This is a genomic window from Sporosarcina ureae, assembly GCF_002109325.1.
GTDB classification, from domain to species: Bacteria; Bacillota; Bacilli; order Bacillales_A; family Planococcaceae; genus Sporosarcina; species Sporosarcina ureae_C.
In genome coordinates this window covers 1,624,859-1,639,538 of record NZ_CP015348.1, presented here as the reverse complement: position 1 = coordinate 1,639,538, position 14,680 = coordinate 1,624,859, and the positions used below count along the sequence as shown (strand labels likewise).

Sequence of the window (14,680 nt, the reverse complement as noted above, 5' to 3'; positions counted from 1 at the left end):
AGGTGCAATAGAATGTCCCGTATTGGTAATCGTCAGATCGAAGTTCCTGAAAACGTTACTGTAACAATTTCAGATGACAACTTCGCAACTGTTAAAGGTCCGAAAGGTGAGCTTTCGAGACAATTAGATAAAGAAATTACGATCAACATGGAAGGCAAGGTCATCACATTGACACGCCCTTCTGATTCTAAAGATCACCGTTCAATCCACGGTACTACACGCTCTGTACTTAACAACATGGTTGTGGGAGTATCTGAAGGATTTGAACGTAAGCTTGATTTAGTTGGGGTTGGATACCGTGCTTCTATGCAAGGGAAGAAACTTGTATTGAACGTAGGTTATTCACACCCAGTTGAATTCACACCAGAAGAAGGTGTAGAAGTTGAAGTTCCAGCGAATACGAAAATTATCGTTCGCGGATACAACAAAGAACACGTAGGTGCTCTTGCTTCTAACATCCGTCAAGTACGTCCACCAGAGCCGTATAAAGGTAAAGGTATTCGTTATGAAGGCGAAATCGTTCGTCGTAAAGAAGGTAAAACAGGTAAATAATACCGCTTGAGGTATTTGGAAGGAGTGACTCCGATGATCACAAAACAAGATAAAAACGCTGTCCGTAAAAAGCGTCACGCACGTGTGCGTACGAAAATCAGCGGAACTGCAGAGCGTCCACGTCTAAACGTTTATCGTTCAAACAAGCATATCTATGCACAATTGATTGATGACTTGAATGGTTTAACAATCGTTAGCGCTTCTACAAGAGATAAAGAAGTTGAGGCTGGATCTACAGGTAACACTGAATCAGCAGCTAAAGTCGGCGAGCTTATTGCAAAGAAAGCTGTTGAAAAAGACGTCAAAGCGGTAGTTTTCGACCGCGGCGGATATCTTTTCCACGGCCGTGTAAAAGCATTAGCTGACGCTGCACGCGAAAATGGTCTGGAATTTTAATTAAGAGGGAGGGACATATTTCATGCGTCGTAATGATCAGAACAAAAGTGAGTTCGAAGAACGCGTAGTAACGATCAACCGCGTTGCGAAAGTTGTAAAAGGTGGACGTCGTTTCCGCTTTACTGCACTTGTCGTAGTCGGAGATAAAAACGGTCGTGTCGGTTTTGGTACTGGTAAAGCACAAGAAGTTCCAGATGCAATCCGTAAAGCAATTGAAGATGCGAAGAAAAACTTGATTGTAGTGCCAATGGTCAAAGGTACAACTCCACATGAAGTAATCGGACACTTTGGTGCAGGACAAATCCTGATCAAACCAGCTGCTCCGGGTACTGGTGTTATCGCAGGTGGACCTGTCCGTGCGGTACTTGAACTCGCAGGCATCACGGATATTCTTTCAAAATCTCTTGGATCAAGCACACCGATCAACATGGTACGTGCAACAATCGAAGGGTTGCAGAATTTGAAACGCGCAGAAGATATTGCTAAATTGCGTGGTAAATCCGTAGAAGAACTGTTAGGTTAAGGGGGGAAAAACGATGACGAACAAACTTGAAGTCACCCTTACGAAAAGTGTTATTGGTTCTAAACCAACACAGCGTAAAACAATTGAAGCATTAGGCCTTCGAAAGTTAAATCAAACAGTTGAGCATCAAAACAACGATGCTATCCGTGGAATGATCACAAAGGTTAGCCACTTAGTAAACGTTAAAGAAATTTAAGTACTATTTTACAATAAGGAGGTGCCGATAAGATGAAATTACATGAGCTAAAACCAGCTGAGGGATCTCGCAGAAACCGCAAACGTGTTGGTCGTGGGATTGGATCAGGAACTGGTAAGACTTCCGGTAGAGGTCATGACGGTCAAAACTCTCGTTCAGGCGGCGGTGTACGTCTTGGTTTCGAAGGTGGACAAATTCCTCTTTTCCAACGACTTCCTAAGCGCGGGTTCACGAACATCAATCGTAAAGATTATGCCATCGTTAACCTTGACACATTAAATCGTTTCGAAGAAGGCACGGAAGTAACGCCGGAACTGCTAATTGAAACTGGAGTTGTAAGTAACGCTAAATCTGGTATCAAGATTCTGGGTAACGGAACACTTGATAAAAAGATTACAGTACGTGCTAACAAATTCTCCGCTTCTGCAAAAGAAGCAATTGAAAAAGCGGGCGGGCAAACAGAGGTGGTATAATGTTTCAGACAATCTCTAATTTCATGCGTGTGAAGGAGATCCGGTCTAAAATAATTTTCACCCTCCTAGTGCTCATCGTGTTTAGACTAGGGACATTTGTTCCGGTTCCAAACGTTGATGCAACTGCTTTACAACAATCAGATAACCAGTTTATCGGATTCTTGAACACATTTGGTGGAGGAGCACTATCTAACTTCTCGATCTTTGCAATGGGGATTATGCCGTACATTACGGCTTCCATCATTGTGCAGCTCTTGCAGATGGATGTTGTTCCAAAGTTTACTGAGTGGTCAAAACAAGGGGACGTTGGAAGACGTAAACTTGCACAATTCACAAGATATTTCACGATTGTTCTTGCCTTCATTCAGGCGCTTGCTATGTCATTTGGTTTCAACCAAACGTTTGGCGGCACACTGATTCAAGACAATAGCATATCCACTTATATCACAATTGCGATTGTATTGACTGCCGGTACTGCTTTCCTTCTATGGCTAGGTGAACAAATTACTGCAAAAGGTGTTGGGAATGGTATTTCCATCATTATCTTTGCAGGGATTGTTGCCGGCATACCGAATGCTGTTAACCAGTTGTATGTAACGCAAATTCAAGACGCTGGAGATGCACTATTTATTAGAATTGCAACGATGGTATTACTATTGATCGTAATCGTAGCCATTGTAGTCGGAGTTATTTACTTCCAAGAAGCATTGCGTAAAATTCCGATTCAATATGCGAAACGTGTATCAGGACGTAATCAGTCTGTTGCAAGTCAACAAACACACTTACCTTTGAAATTGAATGCTGCGGGTGTTATTCCAGTTATCTTTGCGGTGGCATTCTTCATCACGCCACAACAAATTGCTCCGTTTTTCGGTGAGAACAGTGTAACCAAAACTATTATTCGGATCTTCGATTATACGAATCCGATCGGTATGATTTTGTATGTAACACTAATTGTCGCGTTTACGTATTTCTATGCATTCATTCAAGTGAATCCAGAGAATATGGCAGACAACCTGAAAAAACAAGGTGCATATATTCCGGGAATTCGTCCAGGGGCAAACACTCAAAAGTACTTAACAAGTACTCTGTATAGACTAACGTTCGTCGGCTCGATTTTCCTAGCTGTCGTAGCGGTTATGCCGATCTTCTTCATCAACTTGGCGAATCTGCCTCAATCCGCTCAAATCGGCGGAACGAGCTTGCTCATCGTAGTAGGGGTTGCCCTCGAATCAATGAAGCAATTGGAATCGCAATTAGTGAAGAGACATTACAGAGGCTTTATGAAATAAAAGCAATAGCCTGACCTATTGTAAACAAACGGAGGGCAAGGACGTATGAATATCGTATTAATGGGTCTGCCTGGTGCTGGTAAAGGTACACAAGCAGACAAAATTGTCGAGAAGTACGGAATCCCTCATATTTCTACAGGCGATATGTTCCGTGCTGCCATCAAAGATGGCACGGAACTTGGAGTTAAAGCAAAATCGTTCATGGATCAAGGAGCATTAGTTCCTGATGAGGTTACTATTGGTATCGTACGTGAGCGACTAAGCAAACCGGATTGTGACAATGGATTCTTACTTGATGGTTTCCCTAGGACAGTTCCTCAAGCTGAAGCACTTGATGCTTTACTTAAGGATCTAGGAAAAAGCATTGAGTACGTATTGGACATCGAAGTCGATACGGATGAATTAGTTGCAAGATTATCTGGCCGTCGTATTTGTAAAGTATGTGGCACATCGTATCACTTGATCTTCAACCCGCCAAAGGTAGAAGACGTATGTGATAAAGATGGCGGCGAACTTTACCAGCGCGCGGACGATAATCCGGACACTGTCATGAATCGTCTGGAAGTAAATATGAATCAGACAGCTCCTTTACTCGACTTTTATGGCGAAAAAGGTGTATTGACTAAAATTAATGGTCAACAAGACATTAATCTTGTATTCAAGGACTTGGATGCAGTTTTGCAACAAGATCAAAAGTAATCAATCCTTTTCGGGCACATCTTCATCATTGTTCGGAAAGTAATGGATGAAAACGAACTGCAAAAGCGTTAAGTTCCTGTTATAAGATAAATGAGAGCATTTCATTTATTGCTCAGTAGTCCCTGCATGCATTATATTGTCATTGGCAGTATAATATATAATTGGCACTGCTACGAGAACAATAAAGGATCTCATTCGCAAATTATGCGAAACAGCGAAATGTGGCAGACGTCTTTCGAACATCACTCATGCTAACTGGACATATGTTGAAGGAAGCCTTATGAAGGCGACTGATGCCGCTCGATGGTGAAAGCCTTTATTGGATATAGAAGGGAGACAGGATTGATGGCGAAGGACGACGTAATTGAGGTAGAAGGAACTGTTCTTGAAACGTTGCCGAATGCGATGTTTAAAGTGGAGTTAGAAAACGGACATACTGTGCTTGCACACGTGTCAGGTAAAATTCGTATGCACTTTATTCGTATTCTGCCAGGCGACAAGGTGACATTGGAACTTTCACCTTACGATTTAACACGTGGTCGTATCACATACCGTTTCAAATAAACTTTTGCACTCCCGAAATATTGAAGGAGGTTGGGTAGGATGAAAGTAAGACCATCTGTAAAACCGATCTGCGAAAAATGTAAAGTTATTCGTAGACGCGGCCGAGTAATGGTAATCTGTGAAAATCCAAAGCACAAACAAAGACAAGGCTAAAACACAAGGAGGTGCACAACTTATATGGCACGTATTGCTGGTGTAGACGTTCCGCGCGATAAGCGCGTTGTCATTTCATTGACATATATATTCGGTATTGGTAAAACAACTGCACAATCAATTTTGAATGCAGCTGACATTTCTCAAGAAACTCGCGTTCGTGATTTAACTGACGCTGAACTTGATAAGATTCGTGAACAAATTGACGGCTTGAAAGTAGAAGGGGATCTTCGTCGTGAAACTTCTCTAAATATCAAGCGTTTGATGGAAATCGGTAGTAACCGTGGAATCCGTCACCGTCGTGGATTGCCTGTTCGTGGACAAAACACGAAAAACAATGCACGTACGCGTAAGGGTCCTAAACGCACAATGGCTAACAAGAAAAAATAATAGGTAAAGGAGGGTTCTTTCCAACATGGCACGTAAACAACAAACTCGTAAACGTCGTGTAAAAAAGAATATTGAGACTGGTATTGCACATATCCGTTCAACGTTCAATAACACTATCGTAACTATCACGGATAGCCACGGTAATGCACTTTCATGGTCTAGCGCTGGTGCACTTGGCTTTAGAGGTTCCCGTAAGTCCACTCCATTTGCTGCACAAATGGCTGCTGAAACTGCAGCAAAAACAGCAATGGAACATGGTTTGAAATCATTGGAAGTAACAGTTAAAGGCCCTGGTGCTGGTCGTGAAGCGGCTATCCGTTCACTACAAGCTGCTGGTCTTGAAGTTACTGCAATCAGAGACGTAACTCCGGTTCCGCACAATGGTTGTCGCCCGCCAAAACGTCGTCGCGTATAATCGGTTTGAATCTATTGGATTAAGAAAGACAATTTTTGTTAATACTGTTGAAATAGGATATCTATTATCAGTGAATTCAATAAGGTTAAACCAATATAGAGACGTTTTGAGGAGGGTAATTAAATGATCGAGATTGAGAAACCAAAGATTGAAACAGTAACGATCGGTGAAGATTCACAGTTCGGTAAGTTTATTATCGAGCCACTAGAGCGTGGATACGGAAATACCTTAGGGAATTCCTTGCGCCGCATTCTCTTGTCTTCATTACCAGGAGCTGCTGTGACATCTATTCAAATCGATGGTGTACTTCATGAATTCTCTACAATTGAAGGTGTCGTCGAAGACGTATCTACAGTTATTTTGAATGTGAAGAAGCTAGCTCTCAAAATTTACTCAGATGATGAGAAAGTTATTGAGATCGATGTGAAAGGTGAAGGCGTCGTGACGGCTGCAGACATCACACATGATAGTGATGTTGAAGTATTAAATCCAGATCTCCCGATTGCTACTCTCGGTAAAAATGGACATTTACGTATGCGTATGTATGCTGTACGTGGACGCGGATATGTTCCTTCCGATCAAAACAAACGTGAGGATCTAGCAATTGGTGTGATTCCAATTGACTCGATTTACACTCCTGTATCACGCGTTAACTTCCAAGTAGAGAACACTCGCGTCGGACAAAGTACCAACTTTGATAAGTTGACACTCGATGTATGGACAGATGGAAGCATTGGTCCTAAAGAGGCAGTATCACTTGGAGCTAAAATTCTTACAGAGCATTTGAATATATTCGTTGGTATGACTGACGAAGCACAAACTGCAGAAATCATGGTAGAAAAAGAAGAAGACCAAAAAGAGAAGGTTCTGGAAATGACAATTGAAGAACTAGACCTTTCTGTCCGATCTTATAACTGCTTGAAGCGTGCAGGCATCAATACGGTTTTAGAACTTGCTAACAAGTCTGAAGACGAAATGATGAAAGTGCGAAACTTAGGCCGTAAATCACTTGAAGAAGTGAAGGCTAAATTGGATGAGCTAAACCTTGAGTTACGCTCTGAAGAATAACTGACATATATTGAAGGAGGGTAACTTCAAATGGGATACAGAAAACTTGGACGCACAAGTTCACAACGTAAAGCAATGCTTCGCGACCTAACGACTGATCTAATCATTCATGAGCGCATCCAGACAACTGAAACGCGTGCGAAAGAATTGCGTAAAGTAGTTGAAAAGATGATCACTCTTGGAAAACGTGGAGATCTTCATGCACGTCGTCAAGCGGCTGAATACATTCGTCGTGAAACAGTGGTTGTTGAAAACGAAGAGGGCGAAGAAGCAACAGTGTTTGCACTTCAAAAACTTTTCGATACAATTGGACCACGTTATGCAGATCGCCAAGGCGGTTATACACGTATAATGAAAATGGGACCTCGCCGTGGCGATGGCGCACCAGTAGTTATTATCGAATTGGTGTAATTCCAACACTTCGAGGGTGTGTCTGTCACGCACAGCACACCCTCTTATTACAAATACGAGATTTATACGACATAAAAGCTGAGTGTTATGATCCGCGAGCAATCGACTGGTCTAGCTCTACGTACCTCATCTGAGATGTCGGCATGAGCAACCGGCATTTTCGTTTTCAAAGGCGCATTCCTTAGATGAGGTACGCGCTTTTTTTTTATACATAAGAATAGTTCTATACATACGATATACTTATCAAATAATACATTTAAGAGGAGGAGCCTGAATGAAGGAAATTGCGTCGATGCATCACGTAGAGTTTTCTTACGATATGGAAGAAGAGGATTCTTCACATATCCCAAGTAAAGCATTACAGGATGTGTCTTTCACTTTGTATGAAGGAGAATGGTTGGCAGTTGTAGGACATAATGGTTCTGGCAAGTCCACGCTGGCGAAGCTGTTGATCGGCTTGATGTTTCCTTCTTCAGGTGATGTGAATCTCTTTTTAGAACGACTTTCTGAAAACAATCTTTGGGAAACCCGTTCGCGCATGGGGATCGTCTTTCAAAATCCCGATAACCAATTCGTCGGCTCAACGGTACAGGATGATGTGGCGTTTGCACTGGAAAACAATGGCGTGCCGTATGACGTGATGGTTAAACGAGTCCACGAGGCCCTAGAGCAAGTGAAGATGACGGATTACATCAATCATGAACCCCATCATCTCTCAGGGGGCCAGAAACAACGTGTGGCCATTGCAGGCGCATTGGCTTTACAACCTGAGTTGCTTATTTTAGATGAAGCTACTTCTATGTTGGATCCCCATGGACGTGAAGAAGTAATAGAAATTGTTAAGAAGTTACGTTCTGAAATAGGCTTGACTGTGTTGTCGATTACCCACGACTTAGAAGAAGTGTTATTAGCAGATCGGATTTTGGTTATGAATGAAGGACAAGTCTTAATGATCGGTACACCGCAAGAGATCTTTCAGCAAGGAACTGAACTTGAAAAGGTCGGCCTCGACTTACCGTTCGCTCTGCGTGTTTCAGAGCTATTGAGAACAGCTGGTGTAGAATTGCAAGGTAATCATATGACAGAAGAAGAGTTGGTGAATGAATTGTGGACATTTCACTTCAGCAAGTAGGTTACTTATATGCTAAAGATTCACCGTTTGAGAAACGAGCCTTGCAGGATGTGACAGCTACAATCCCTTCAGGCTCATATACGTCGATCATTGGTCATACAGGCTCTGGTAAATCTACATTATTGCTTCATTTGAATGGATTATTAAAGCCATCTGAAGGTACCGTCATGATAGGCAATACTAAAATTACAGCTCAAACAAAAGGTAAACAAATGAAGGAAGTTCGGCATCAAGTAGGAATTGTGTTTCAGTTCCCTGAACATCAGTTATTTGAAGAAACAGTTGAGAAAGATATTATGTTCGGTCCTATAAATTTTGGTGTGCCGAAAGAGATAGCAAGAGCTCGAGCGCATGAACTCGTCAAACTTTTAGGTTTGCCGGATGATGTGCTTCAGAAGTCTCCTTTTGAGCTGTCAGGCGGCCAAATGCGGCGTGTGGCGATTGCGGGTGTCCTAGCATTCAAACCGTCTGTTCTAGTCCTTGACGAGCCGACAGCGGGACTTGATCCTAAAGGGCGTAAAGAAATCATGGAGCTGTTTTATCATCTGCATGAGACCGAAAACCTGACGACCATTCTTGTTACCCATAGTATGGAAGATGCCGCACGATACAGCGATAGAATTCTTGTGATGCATGAGGGAACGTCGGTTATGGAAGGAACACCTGAAGAGATATTCAGTCAAGAAGAGGAACTTCATTCATTTCGACTCAGTGTACCGCGTTCGATACGTTTTCAGCGTGAGATCGAAAAGATGAGTGGACAACGTTTTGATCAAATTGCGCTTACTGAAGACATACTGGCAAATGAACTAGCGAAAGTCATTGAAAGAAAAGAGGAACGGCCATGTTAGAGAAAATGATTATTGGTCGTTTTATTCCAGGGACGTCTATTGTGCACCGAATGGATCCGCGTTCGAAGTTACTCTTTGTCTTTTTATTTGTAGTAGCGGTGTTCTTAGCGAACAATGTTGTATCTTATGCAATATTGCTAGTCTTTACAGCATTTGTCATCGCACTCGCAAGAATTAGACCCTACTTTTTGGTCAATGGATTAAAACCGGTCATCTTTTTGATTGTTTTCACTCTCCTCTTACATATCTTCTTTACGCGTGAAGGGCCTATCATATTTGAATGGAAGTTTATCAAAATTTATGAAGAGGGACTGCGAATGGGTATTTTTATATCTATCCGATTCCTAGTACTTGTGTTGATTACGACAGTATTAACATTGACCACTTCACCAATTTCGATCACAGATGGATTAGAGACATTGCTCAACCCTTTTAAAAAGTTGAAGTTACCGGTGCATGAACTTGCATTGATGATGTCCATTTCGCTCCGTTTCATCCCAACTCTTATGGATGAAACGGATAAGATTTTAAAAGCCCAGCTTGCAAGAGGATCAGATTTAAGCAGCGGTTCGATTAAAGAACGAGTCCAGGCCGTCATTCCGTTACTCGTGCCGTTATTTGTCAGTGCCTTTAAACGCGCAGAAGATTTAGCAGTGGCAATGGAAGTACGCGGCTACCGTGGTGGGGAAGGCCGTACGAGATTCCGCCAGCTATCGTGGCAAATGAGAGATACAGCTGTCTTGATCGCATTTGTAATCTTGGTGGGTGTATTGCTGTGGGTAAGGAAGTGAATAATTTGAAACGAATGAAAGCAACTGTTGCGTATGATGGAACGAATTTTGCTGGCTATCAATCCCAACCAGGCATGCGGACAGTTCAAGCCGAAATCGATAAGGCGCTTGTTAAATTGCATAAGAATCCAACTTCACACGCTGTGGCGAGTGGACGCACCGACGCCGGCGTGCATGCATTAGGTCAGGTCATCCATTTCGATACGCCACTTGATTTAGGCGATCGCTGGCTAATGGCTTTGAATGTGCTGTTGCCTAAAGATGTACGTATTACGGCTGTTGAACAGACATCTGAAGACTTCCACGCACGCTATGGTGCAAAAGGAAAGACGTATCGCTATAAATGGTCGTATGGGGAATTGCAAAGTCCATTTGAACGCAACTTCGCTGTTCATTTAGGTAGATGGAATCCAGATGTGGAACGAATGAATGCAGGAGCTGCTTATTTGATCGGTACACATGACTTCACCAGTTTCTGTTCGGCGAAGACTGCTACTTCGAATAAAGTTCGCACAATCCGAAAGCTGACAATTGAACGGTATCAGGATGAGCTGATTCTTGAAGTAGAAGGTGATGGGTTTCTTTACAATATGGTGAGAACAATTGCTGGTGCTTTGCTGGCGGTAGGCATCGGTTGGGACGAGCCGGAAGATATCCAGAAAATTCTCGAGGCGAAAGATCGTCAAAGGGCAGGGAAGACAGCGGCAGCACACGGTTTGTACTTACTAGAGGTCACCTATTAAGCTCATGGCAACTAATCCTGGCGTATTCATAAAAACGCTTGACTTTATGGACAATAAAGGATAACATGATAAATGGTATTTCAATAACCCCACAAACAAGCCCCGGAAGTTTATTTGTGTTTAGGGATAGAGAAAACAAGGGAACAGATTTGATATTTTAGGAGGATACACAATATGCGCACAACATTCATGGCTAAAGGTCACGAAGTCGAACGTAAATGGCTAGTTGTCGACGCTGAAGGACAAACGCTTGGTCGTCTTGCTTCAGAAGTTGCAACTCTTTTACGCGGTAAACATAAACCAACGTTTACACCACATGTTGATACAGGTGATCACGTGATCATCATCAACGCTGAAAAAATCCAATTGACTGGTAACAAGTTAAAAGATAAAATGTACTACCGTCACTCTGGTTACACAGGTAGCATCAAGTCACGTACTGCTCTTGAAATGCGTACTAACTACCCTGTGAAAATGCTTGAACTTGCGATTAAAGGAATGCTTCCAAACGGTCCTCTAGGTCGTCAAACAATCAAGAAATTACACGTATTTGCTGGTCCTGAACATCAGCATGCAGCACAAAAACCAGAAGCTTTTGAGCTTCGCGGTTAATTAAGAGGAGGAAACCCACTTGGCACAAGTACAATATATCGGCACTGGCCGTCGTAAAAGCTCAGTAGCTCGTGTACGTCTAATTCCTGGCGAAGGCAAAATTGTCGTCAATAATCGTGATGTAGAGGACTACGTACCATTCGAAACACTTCGTGAAATCATTAAACAACCACTAGTTACAACGGAAACACTTGGAAGCTACGATATCCACGTTAACGTTAACGGTGGAGGTTACACTGGTCAAGCAGGCGCAATCCGTCACGGCGTAGCTCGTGCATTGCTTACTGTAGATCCTGATTTCCGTGCAGCACTTAAATCAGCAGGATTCCTAACACGTGATCCACGTATGAAGGAACGTAAGAAACCAGGTCTTCGCGGCGCTCGTCGTGCACCTCAGTTCTCAAAGCGTTAATTTATATTTTCAAAAGCTCTTCTCATTATTTTATGAGGAGGGCTTTTTTATGTTTAGCATTAGTTGTACTTTTATGTGTAGATATCTTGCCAACCCCTTATGTAAGCGGGAACACTTGAATCTTCACCGAGAAACTGTACAATAAATTAGTAGCAGTAACTCCAAATTACTTTCCAAAACATTTTACTTAAGAAAATAGACCACCCTTCATTTCCAGTTGTATTAGCTATTTGAGAGGCTCACAGATCAACCCCTGATGTTATGAGTCATTAATGAATCAACTGCGAGTAGACCATTTTATAATAATCTTGTTACCATATCATATGATTCAAAATTAGTGACATCTTAACAGAAAAATTATTCCTGCCGCTTATAATAGTTTTATCTGTGAAGTGTTACGCGGTCAACGTTTATGCTAAATAGCATTTGGGTAAACTGTGACATGTTGAACTTATATATTTATAGGTGTTTTAGTTCAATCGAATGATATGGATAAAAAAACCTGAAGATCGATTGAAAGATTATAGTAGGCCAATGTGGGAATTTTCATTTTATAGAATATTCTATAGCTTAATTCGTGTGAAGAAAAGAGTATTGCTGCAGTATATTATATTATTTTAGGAGGTTGAACAATGCGATTACTACCGCGTGAAATTGATAAGTTAATGATCGTTGTTGCGGCAGATCTTGCCAGAAGACGAAAGGATCGGGGACTTAAATTGAATCACCCAGAAGCTATGGCTCTTATTACATATGAGGTATTGGAAGGCGCCAGAGACGGCAAAACAGTTGCAGAACTCATGGCTTATGGCGCGACGATTTTATCTCGTGAAGATGTAATGGATGGTATTCCAGAAATGATTGATGATATTCAAGTAGAAGCAACGTTCCCTGATGGGACGAAGTTAGTCACAGTGCATAATCCAATCAGATAAAAGATGTATAAATAGGAAAGGGGACGTAACGATGATACCAGGCGAATATTTTTTAAAAGAAGAACCGATCATTTGTAATGCAGGTGCTGAAAGTATACATGTGCAAGTTATTAATCATGGCGACAGACCTATTCAAATCGGTTCCCATTACCATTTTTATGAAGTGAATAATGCATTAAAGTTTGATCGGGAAGTGACATACGGTAAACGTCTCAATATACCCGCAGGCGCTGCTGTTCGTTTTGAACCAGGTGATGAGAAAGAAGTGCAGCTAATTGACTATGCTGGAGAAAGAAAAGTTTATGGATTCCATAATAAAGTAGACGGAGCATTGGAAGGCGGGAATGCAAAATGAGTTTTAAAATGGATAGAGAGCAATATGCTCAAATGTATGGACCGACAACCGGAGACTCTGTCCGACTAGCAGATACAGATTTGTTCATCCAAATTGAAAAAGATTATACGAAATATGGAGAAGAAGTTGTGTTCGGTGGCGGTAAAGTTATTCGTGATGGAATGGGACAACATCCTTTCATTACGCGCGAAGAAGATGAACGGGTACCGGATACAGTCATAACAAATGTGGTTGTGCTCGATTACACAGGAATATATAAAGCGGATCTAGCAATTCGAGACGGTAAAATTTCAGGTATCGGTAAGGCGGGTAACCCACTTGTACAAGACAAAGTAGACATTATTATTGGAACTTCCACTGAAGTTATTTCGGGAGAGGGTAAGATCATTACTGCGGGTGCAATTGATACGCACGTGCATTTCATTAATCCAGCACAAGTAGACGTAGCGCTCACTGCAGGGACAACGACGCTGATCGGCGGTGGAGCTGGGCCTGGAGATGGTTCTCGGGCTACGACAGCCACACCGGGTGCTTGGCATCTTCATTCTATGTTGAAAGCTTTGGATGGACAACCGATCAATATTGGTTTAACGGGTAAAGGGCATGCAGCAGCGGGAGCTCCTTTAGCGGAACAAATAATTGCAGGTGCAATTGGTTTGAAAGTTCATGAAGATTGGGGTGCGACACCGTCCGTTCTCGATCATGCATTACGGATTGCGGATGAATATGACGTGCAAGTCGCTCTTCACGCGGATACATTAAACGAATCCGGATTTTTTGAAGATACGATCAAGGCGATTGATGGTCGCGGTATCCATATGTACCATACAGAAGGTGCGGGTGGCGGACACGCTCCAGATTTAATTAAATCTGCTGGTATGATGAATGTGTTGCCTGCTTCTACGAATCCGACATTGCCGTATACGATTAACACAATTGACGAGCATTTGGATATGGTAATGGTTGCTCATAACTTAAACCCTTCAGTGCCTGAAGATATCGCATTTGCAGATTCACGCATTCGCAATGAAACGATTGCAGCAGAAGATGTCTTACAAGACTTAGGTGTCTTTAGTATGACAAGCTCCGATTCTCAGGCAATGGGCCGTATCGGTGAAGTTGCACTTCGTACATGGCAAGTAGCTCACAAAATGAAAAAGCAACTTGGAGTTATGGAAGGCGATAGTGAGCATTCAGATAATAATCGAGTAAAGCGCTATGTCGCTAAATATACGATTAATCCAGCCATTGCTCATGGTATATCGGAATATATCGGTTCAATTGAAGTTGGAAAAATGGCCGATCTTGTACTATGGGATCCGAAATTCTTTGGGGTTAAACCGGAAATGATTTTGAAAAGTGGTATGGCAGTCTATAGCTTAATGGGTGATGCCAATGCAACGATTCCGACACCGCAGCCGATGATTTATCGTCCGATGTATGCAACGCTCGGTAAGGCATTGTCTCAAAGTTCCATTACGTTTGTTTCGCAAATTGCCTATGATCAAGGAATAAAAGAGAAGCTAGGACTTGATAAAGTAGTGCTGCCTGTCCGTAATATACGCAATCTGACGAAAAAAGATATGAAGTTAAATACAGCGACACCACATATTGATGTGGATCCACAAACGTACGAAGTGAAAATTGATGGAAAACTGATTACATGCGATCCGATTGACGTAGTGCCAATGGGGCAACGCTATTTCTTATTCTGAGG

At 42.2% G+C, this 14,680-nt stretch carries 22 protein-coding genes; all 22 read left to right on the top strand.

Features of this window, described 5'->3' with window-relative positions; translation table 11 throughout:
• Positions 1-12: 12 nt before the first annotated feature.
• The 22 genes from rplF (at position 13) to ureC (ending at position 14,678) form a co-directional block, all read left to right on the top strand.
• A complete protein-coding gene (gene rplF / locus SporoP32a_RS08230; protein WP_085427456.1) occupies positions 13-552 on the top strand; it encodes a 50S ribosomal protein L6 in 540 nt (179 codons plus the stop codon).
• Between the two features lie 33 nt (positions 553-585).
• Positions 586-948, top strand: coding sequence for a 50S ribosomal protein L18 (rplR, locus tag SporoP32a_RS08225; RefSeq protein ID WP_085427455.1), 363 nt, complete (start codon positions 586-588; stop codon positions 946-948).
• Between the two features lie 22 nt (positions 949-970).
• Positions 971-1,471, top strand: a complete 501-nt coding sequence (gene rpsE / locus SporoP32a_RS08220) for a 30S ribosomal protein S5 (protein ID WP_085427454.1) — start codon at positions 971-973, stop codon at positions 1,469-1,471.
• A gap of 13 nt (positions 1,472-1,484) precedes the next feature.
• Positions 1,485-1,667 carry a 50S ribosomal protein L30 gene (rpmD, locus tag SporoP32a_RS08215; protein ID WP_085427453.1) on the top strand — a complete coding sequence of 61 codons (183 nt, stop codon included), beginning with the start codon at positions 1,485-1,487 and terminating at the stop codon, positions 1,665-1,667.
• Positions 1,668-1,699: 32 nt separating this feature from the next.
• The gene (gene rplO, locus SporoP32a_RS08210; RefSeq protein WP_085427452.1) at positions 1,700-2,140 is read left to right on the top strand and encodes a 50S ribosomal protein L15; all 441 of its coding nucleotides are present in this window, start codon (positions 1,700-1,702) and stop codon (positions 2,138-2,140) included.
• Positions 2,140-3,432, top strand: a complete 1,293-nt coding sequence (gene secY, locus SporoP32a_RS08205) for a preprotein translocase subunit SecY (RefSeq protein ID WP_085427451.1) — start codon at positions 2,140-2,142, stop codon at positions 3,430-3,432. Before rplO ends, secY begins: the two co-directional genes overlap by 1 nt.
• 45 nt (positions 3,433-3,477) lie before the next feature.
• Entirely contained in the window at positions 3,478-4,131 is a 654-nt protein-coding gene (locus SporoP32a_RS08200; RefSeq protein WP_085427450.1) for an adenylate kinase, read from the top strand.
• 345 nt (positions 4,132-4,476) lie between these two features.
• Positions 4,477-4,695 carry a translation initiation factor IF-1 gene (infA, locus tag SporoP32a_RS08195; protein WP_029053257.1) on the top strand — a complete coding sequence of 73 codons (219 nt, stop codon included), beginning with the start codon at positions 4,477-4,479 and terminating at the stop codon, positions 4,693-4,695.
• A gap of 39 nt (positions 4,696-4,734) precedes the next feature.
• Complete coding sequence (gene rpmJ, locus SporoP32a_RS08190; RefSeq protein ID WP_076758849.1) at positions 4,735-4,848, top strand: 50S ribosomal protein L36; 114 nt, start codon at positions 4,735-4,737, stop codon at positions 4,846-4,848.
• A 24-nt stretch (positions 4,849-4,872) separates the two neighbouring features.
• A complete protein-coding gene (gene rpsM, locus SporoP32a_RS08185) occupies positions 4,873-5,238 on the top strand; it encodes a 30S ribosomal protein S13 (RefSeq protein WP_085427449.1) in 366 nt (121 codons plus the stop codon).
• Between the two features lie 25 nt (positions 5,239-5,263).
• On the top strand, positions 5,264-5,653 hold the full coding sequence (gene rpsK, locus SporoP32a_RS08180; RefSeq protein ID WP_009499031.1) for a 30S ribosomal protein S11: 390 nt from the start codon (positions 5,264-5,266) through the stop codon (positions 5,651-5,653).
• Between the two features lie 123 nt (positions 5,654-5,776).
• On the top strand, positions 5,777-6,721 hold the full coding sequence (locus SporoP32a_RS08175; protein ID WP_009499030.1) for a DNA-directed RNA polymerase subunit alpha: 945 nt from the start codon (positions 5,777-5,779) through the stop codon (positions 6,719-6,721).
• A gap of 30 nt (positions 6,722-6,751) precedes the next feature.
• Positions 6,752-7,132: a 50S ribosomal protein L17 gene (rplQ, locus tag SporoP32a_RS08170; RefSeq protein ID WP_085427448.1), complete on the top strand. Its 381-nt coding sequence runs from the start codon at positions 6,752-6,754 to the stop codon at positions 7,130-7,132.
• A 274-nt stretch (positions 7,133-7,406) separates the two neighbouring features.
• Positions 7,407-8,264: an energy-coupling factor ABC transporter ATP-binding protein gene (locus SporoP32a_RS08165; protein WP_085427447.1), complete on the top strand. Its 858-nt coding sequence runs from the start codon at positions 7,407-7,409 to the stop codon at positions 8,262-8,264.
• The gene (locus SporoP32a_RS08160) at positions 8,240-9,115 is read left to right on the top strand and encodes an energy-coupling factor ABC transporter ATP-binding protein (RefSeq protein WP_085427446.1); all 876 of its coding nucleotides are present in this window, start codon (positions 8,240-8,242) and stop codon (positions 9,113-9,115) included. The genes SporoP32a_RS08165 and SporoP32a_RS08160 overlap by 25 nt, the downstream gene beginning before the upstream one ends.
• Positions 9,109-9,906: an energy-coupling factor transporter transmembrane component T family protein gene (locus SporoP32a_RS08155; protein ID WP_085427445.1), complete on the top strand. Its 798-nt coding sequence runs from the start codon at positions 9,109-9,111 to the stop codon at positions 9,904-9,906. The genes SporoP32a_RS08160 and SporoP32a_RS08155 overlap by 7 nt, the downstream gene beginning before the upstream one ends.
• Before the next feature lie 14 nt (positions 9,907-9,920).
• Positions 9,921-10,649, top strand: a complete 729-nt coding sequence (gene truA, locus SporoP32a_RS08150) for a tRNA pseudouridine(38-40) synthase TruA (protein WP_369823289.1) — start codon at positions 9,921-9,923, stop codon at positions 10,647-10,649.
• A 174-nt stretch (positions 10,650-10,823) separates the two neighbouring features.
• Positions 10,824-11,261, top strand: coding sequence for a 50S ribosomal protein L13 (gene rplM / locus SporoP32a_RS08145; RefSeq protein WP_029053249.1), 438 nt, complete (start codon positions 10,824-10,826; stop codon positions 11,259-11,261).
• 19 nt (positions 11,262-11,280) lie between these two features.
• Positions 11,281-11,673 carry a 30S ribosomal protein S9 gene (gene rpsI / locus SporoP32a_RS08140; RefSeq protein WP_085131997.1) on the top strand — a complete coding sequence of 131 codons (393 nt, stop codon included), beginning with the start codon at positions 11,281-11,283 and terminating at the stop codon, positions 11,671-11,673.
• Between the two features lie 632 nt (positions 11,674-12,305).
• Complete coding sequence (locus SporoP32a_RS08135) at positions 12,306-12,608, top strand: urease subunit gamma (RefSeq protein WP_085427443.1); 303 nt, start codon at positions 12,306-12,308, stop codon at positions 12,606-12,608.
• Positions 12,609-12,639: 31 nt separating this feature from the next.
• The gene (locus SporoP32a_RS08130; RefSeq protein ID WP_085427442.1) at positions 12,640-12,963 is read left to right on the top strand and encodes an urease subunit beta; all 324 of its coding nucleotides are present in this window, start codon (positions 12,640-12,642) and stop codon (positions 12,961-12,963) included.
• Positions 12,960-14,678 (top strand): urease subunit alpha, encoded by a 1,719-nt coding sequence (gene ureC, locus SporoP32a_RS08125; RefSeq protein ID WP_085427441.1) that lies wholly within the window; start codon positions 12,960-12,962, stop codon positions 14,676-14,678. Before SporoP32a_RS08130 ends, ureC begins: the two co-directional genes overlap by 4 nt.
• Positions 14,679-14,680 lie beyond the last annotated feature (2 nt).

Coding starts and splice junctions, on each gene's coding strand:
- rplF (WP_085427456.1), top strand. CDS start 13: ATGTCCCGTATTGGTAATCGTCAGATCGAAGTTCCTGAAAACGTTACT.
- rplR (WP_085427455.1), top strand. CDS start 586: ATGATCACAAAACAAGATAAAAACGCTGTCCGTAAAAAGCGTCACGCA.
- rpsE (WP_085427454.1), top strand. CDS start 971: ATGCGTCGTAATGATCAGAACAAAAGTGAGTTCGAAGAACGCGTAGTA.
- rpmD (WP_085427453.1), top strand. CDS start 1,485: ATGACGAACAAACTTGAAGTCACCCTTACGAAAAGTGTTATTGGTTCT.
- rplO (WP_085427452.1), top strand. CDS start 1,700: ATGAAATTACATGAGCTAAAACCAGCTGAGGGATCTCGCAGAAACCGC.
- secY (WP_085427451.1), top strand. CDS start 2,140: ATGTTTCAGACAATCTCTAATTTCATGCGTGTGAAGGAGATCCGGTCT.
- SporoP32a_RS08200 (WP_085427450.1), top strand. CDS start 3,478: ATGAATATCGTATTAATGGGTCTGCCTGGTGCTGGTAAAGGTACACAA.
- infA (WP_029053257.1), top strand. CDS start 4,477: ATGGCGAAGGACGACGTAATTGAGGTAGAAGGAACTGTTCTTGAAACG.
- rpmJ (WP_076758849.1), top strand. CDS start 4,735: ATGAAAGTAAGACCATCTGTAAAACCGATCTGCGAAAAATGTAAAGTT.
- rpsM (WP_085427449.1), top strand. CDS start 4,873: ATGGCACGTATTGCTGGTGTAGACGTTCCGCGCGATAAGCGCGTTGTC.
- rpsK (WP_009499031.1), top strand. CDS start 5,264: ATGGCACGTAAACAACAAACTCGTAAACGTCGTGTAAAAAAGAATATT.
- SporoP32a_RS08175 (WP_009499030.1), top strand. CDS start 5,777: ATGATCGAGATTGAGAAACCAAAGATTGAAACAGTAACGATCGGTGAA.
- rplQ (WP_085427448.1), top strand. CDS start 6,752: ATGGGATACAGAAAACTTGGACGCACAAGTTCACAACGTAAAGCAATG.
- SporoP32a_RS08165 (WP_085427447.1), top strand. CDS start 7,407: ATGAAGGAAATTGCGTCGATGCATCACGTAGAGTTTTCTTACGATATG.
- SporoP32a_RS08155 (WP_085427445.1), top strand. CDS start 9,109: ATGTTAGAGAAAATGATTATTGGTCGTTTTATTCCAGGGACGTCTATT.
- truA (WP_369823289.1), top strand. CDS start 9,921: ATGAAAGCAACTGTTGCGTATGATGGAACGAATTTTGCTGGCTATCAA.
- rplM (WP_029053249.1), top strand. CDS start 10,824: ATGCGCACAACATTCATGGCTAAAGGTCACGAAGTCGAACGTAAATGG.
- SporoP32a_RS08135 (WP_085427443.1), top strand. CDS start 12,306: ATGCGATTACTACCGCGTGAAATTGATAAGTTAATGATCGTTGTTGCG.
- SporoP32a_RS08130 (WP_085427442.1), top strand. CDS start 12,640: ATGATACCAGGCGAATATTTTTTAAAAGAAGAACCGATCATTTGTAAT.
- ureC (WP_085427441.1), top strand. CDS start 12,960: ATGAGTTTTAAAATGGATAGAGAGCAATATGCTCAAATGTATGGACCG.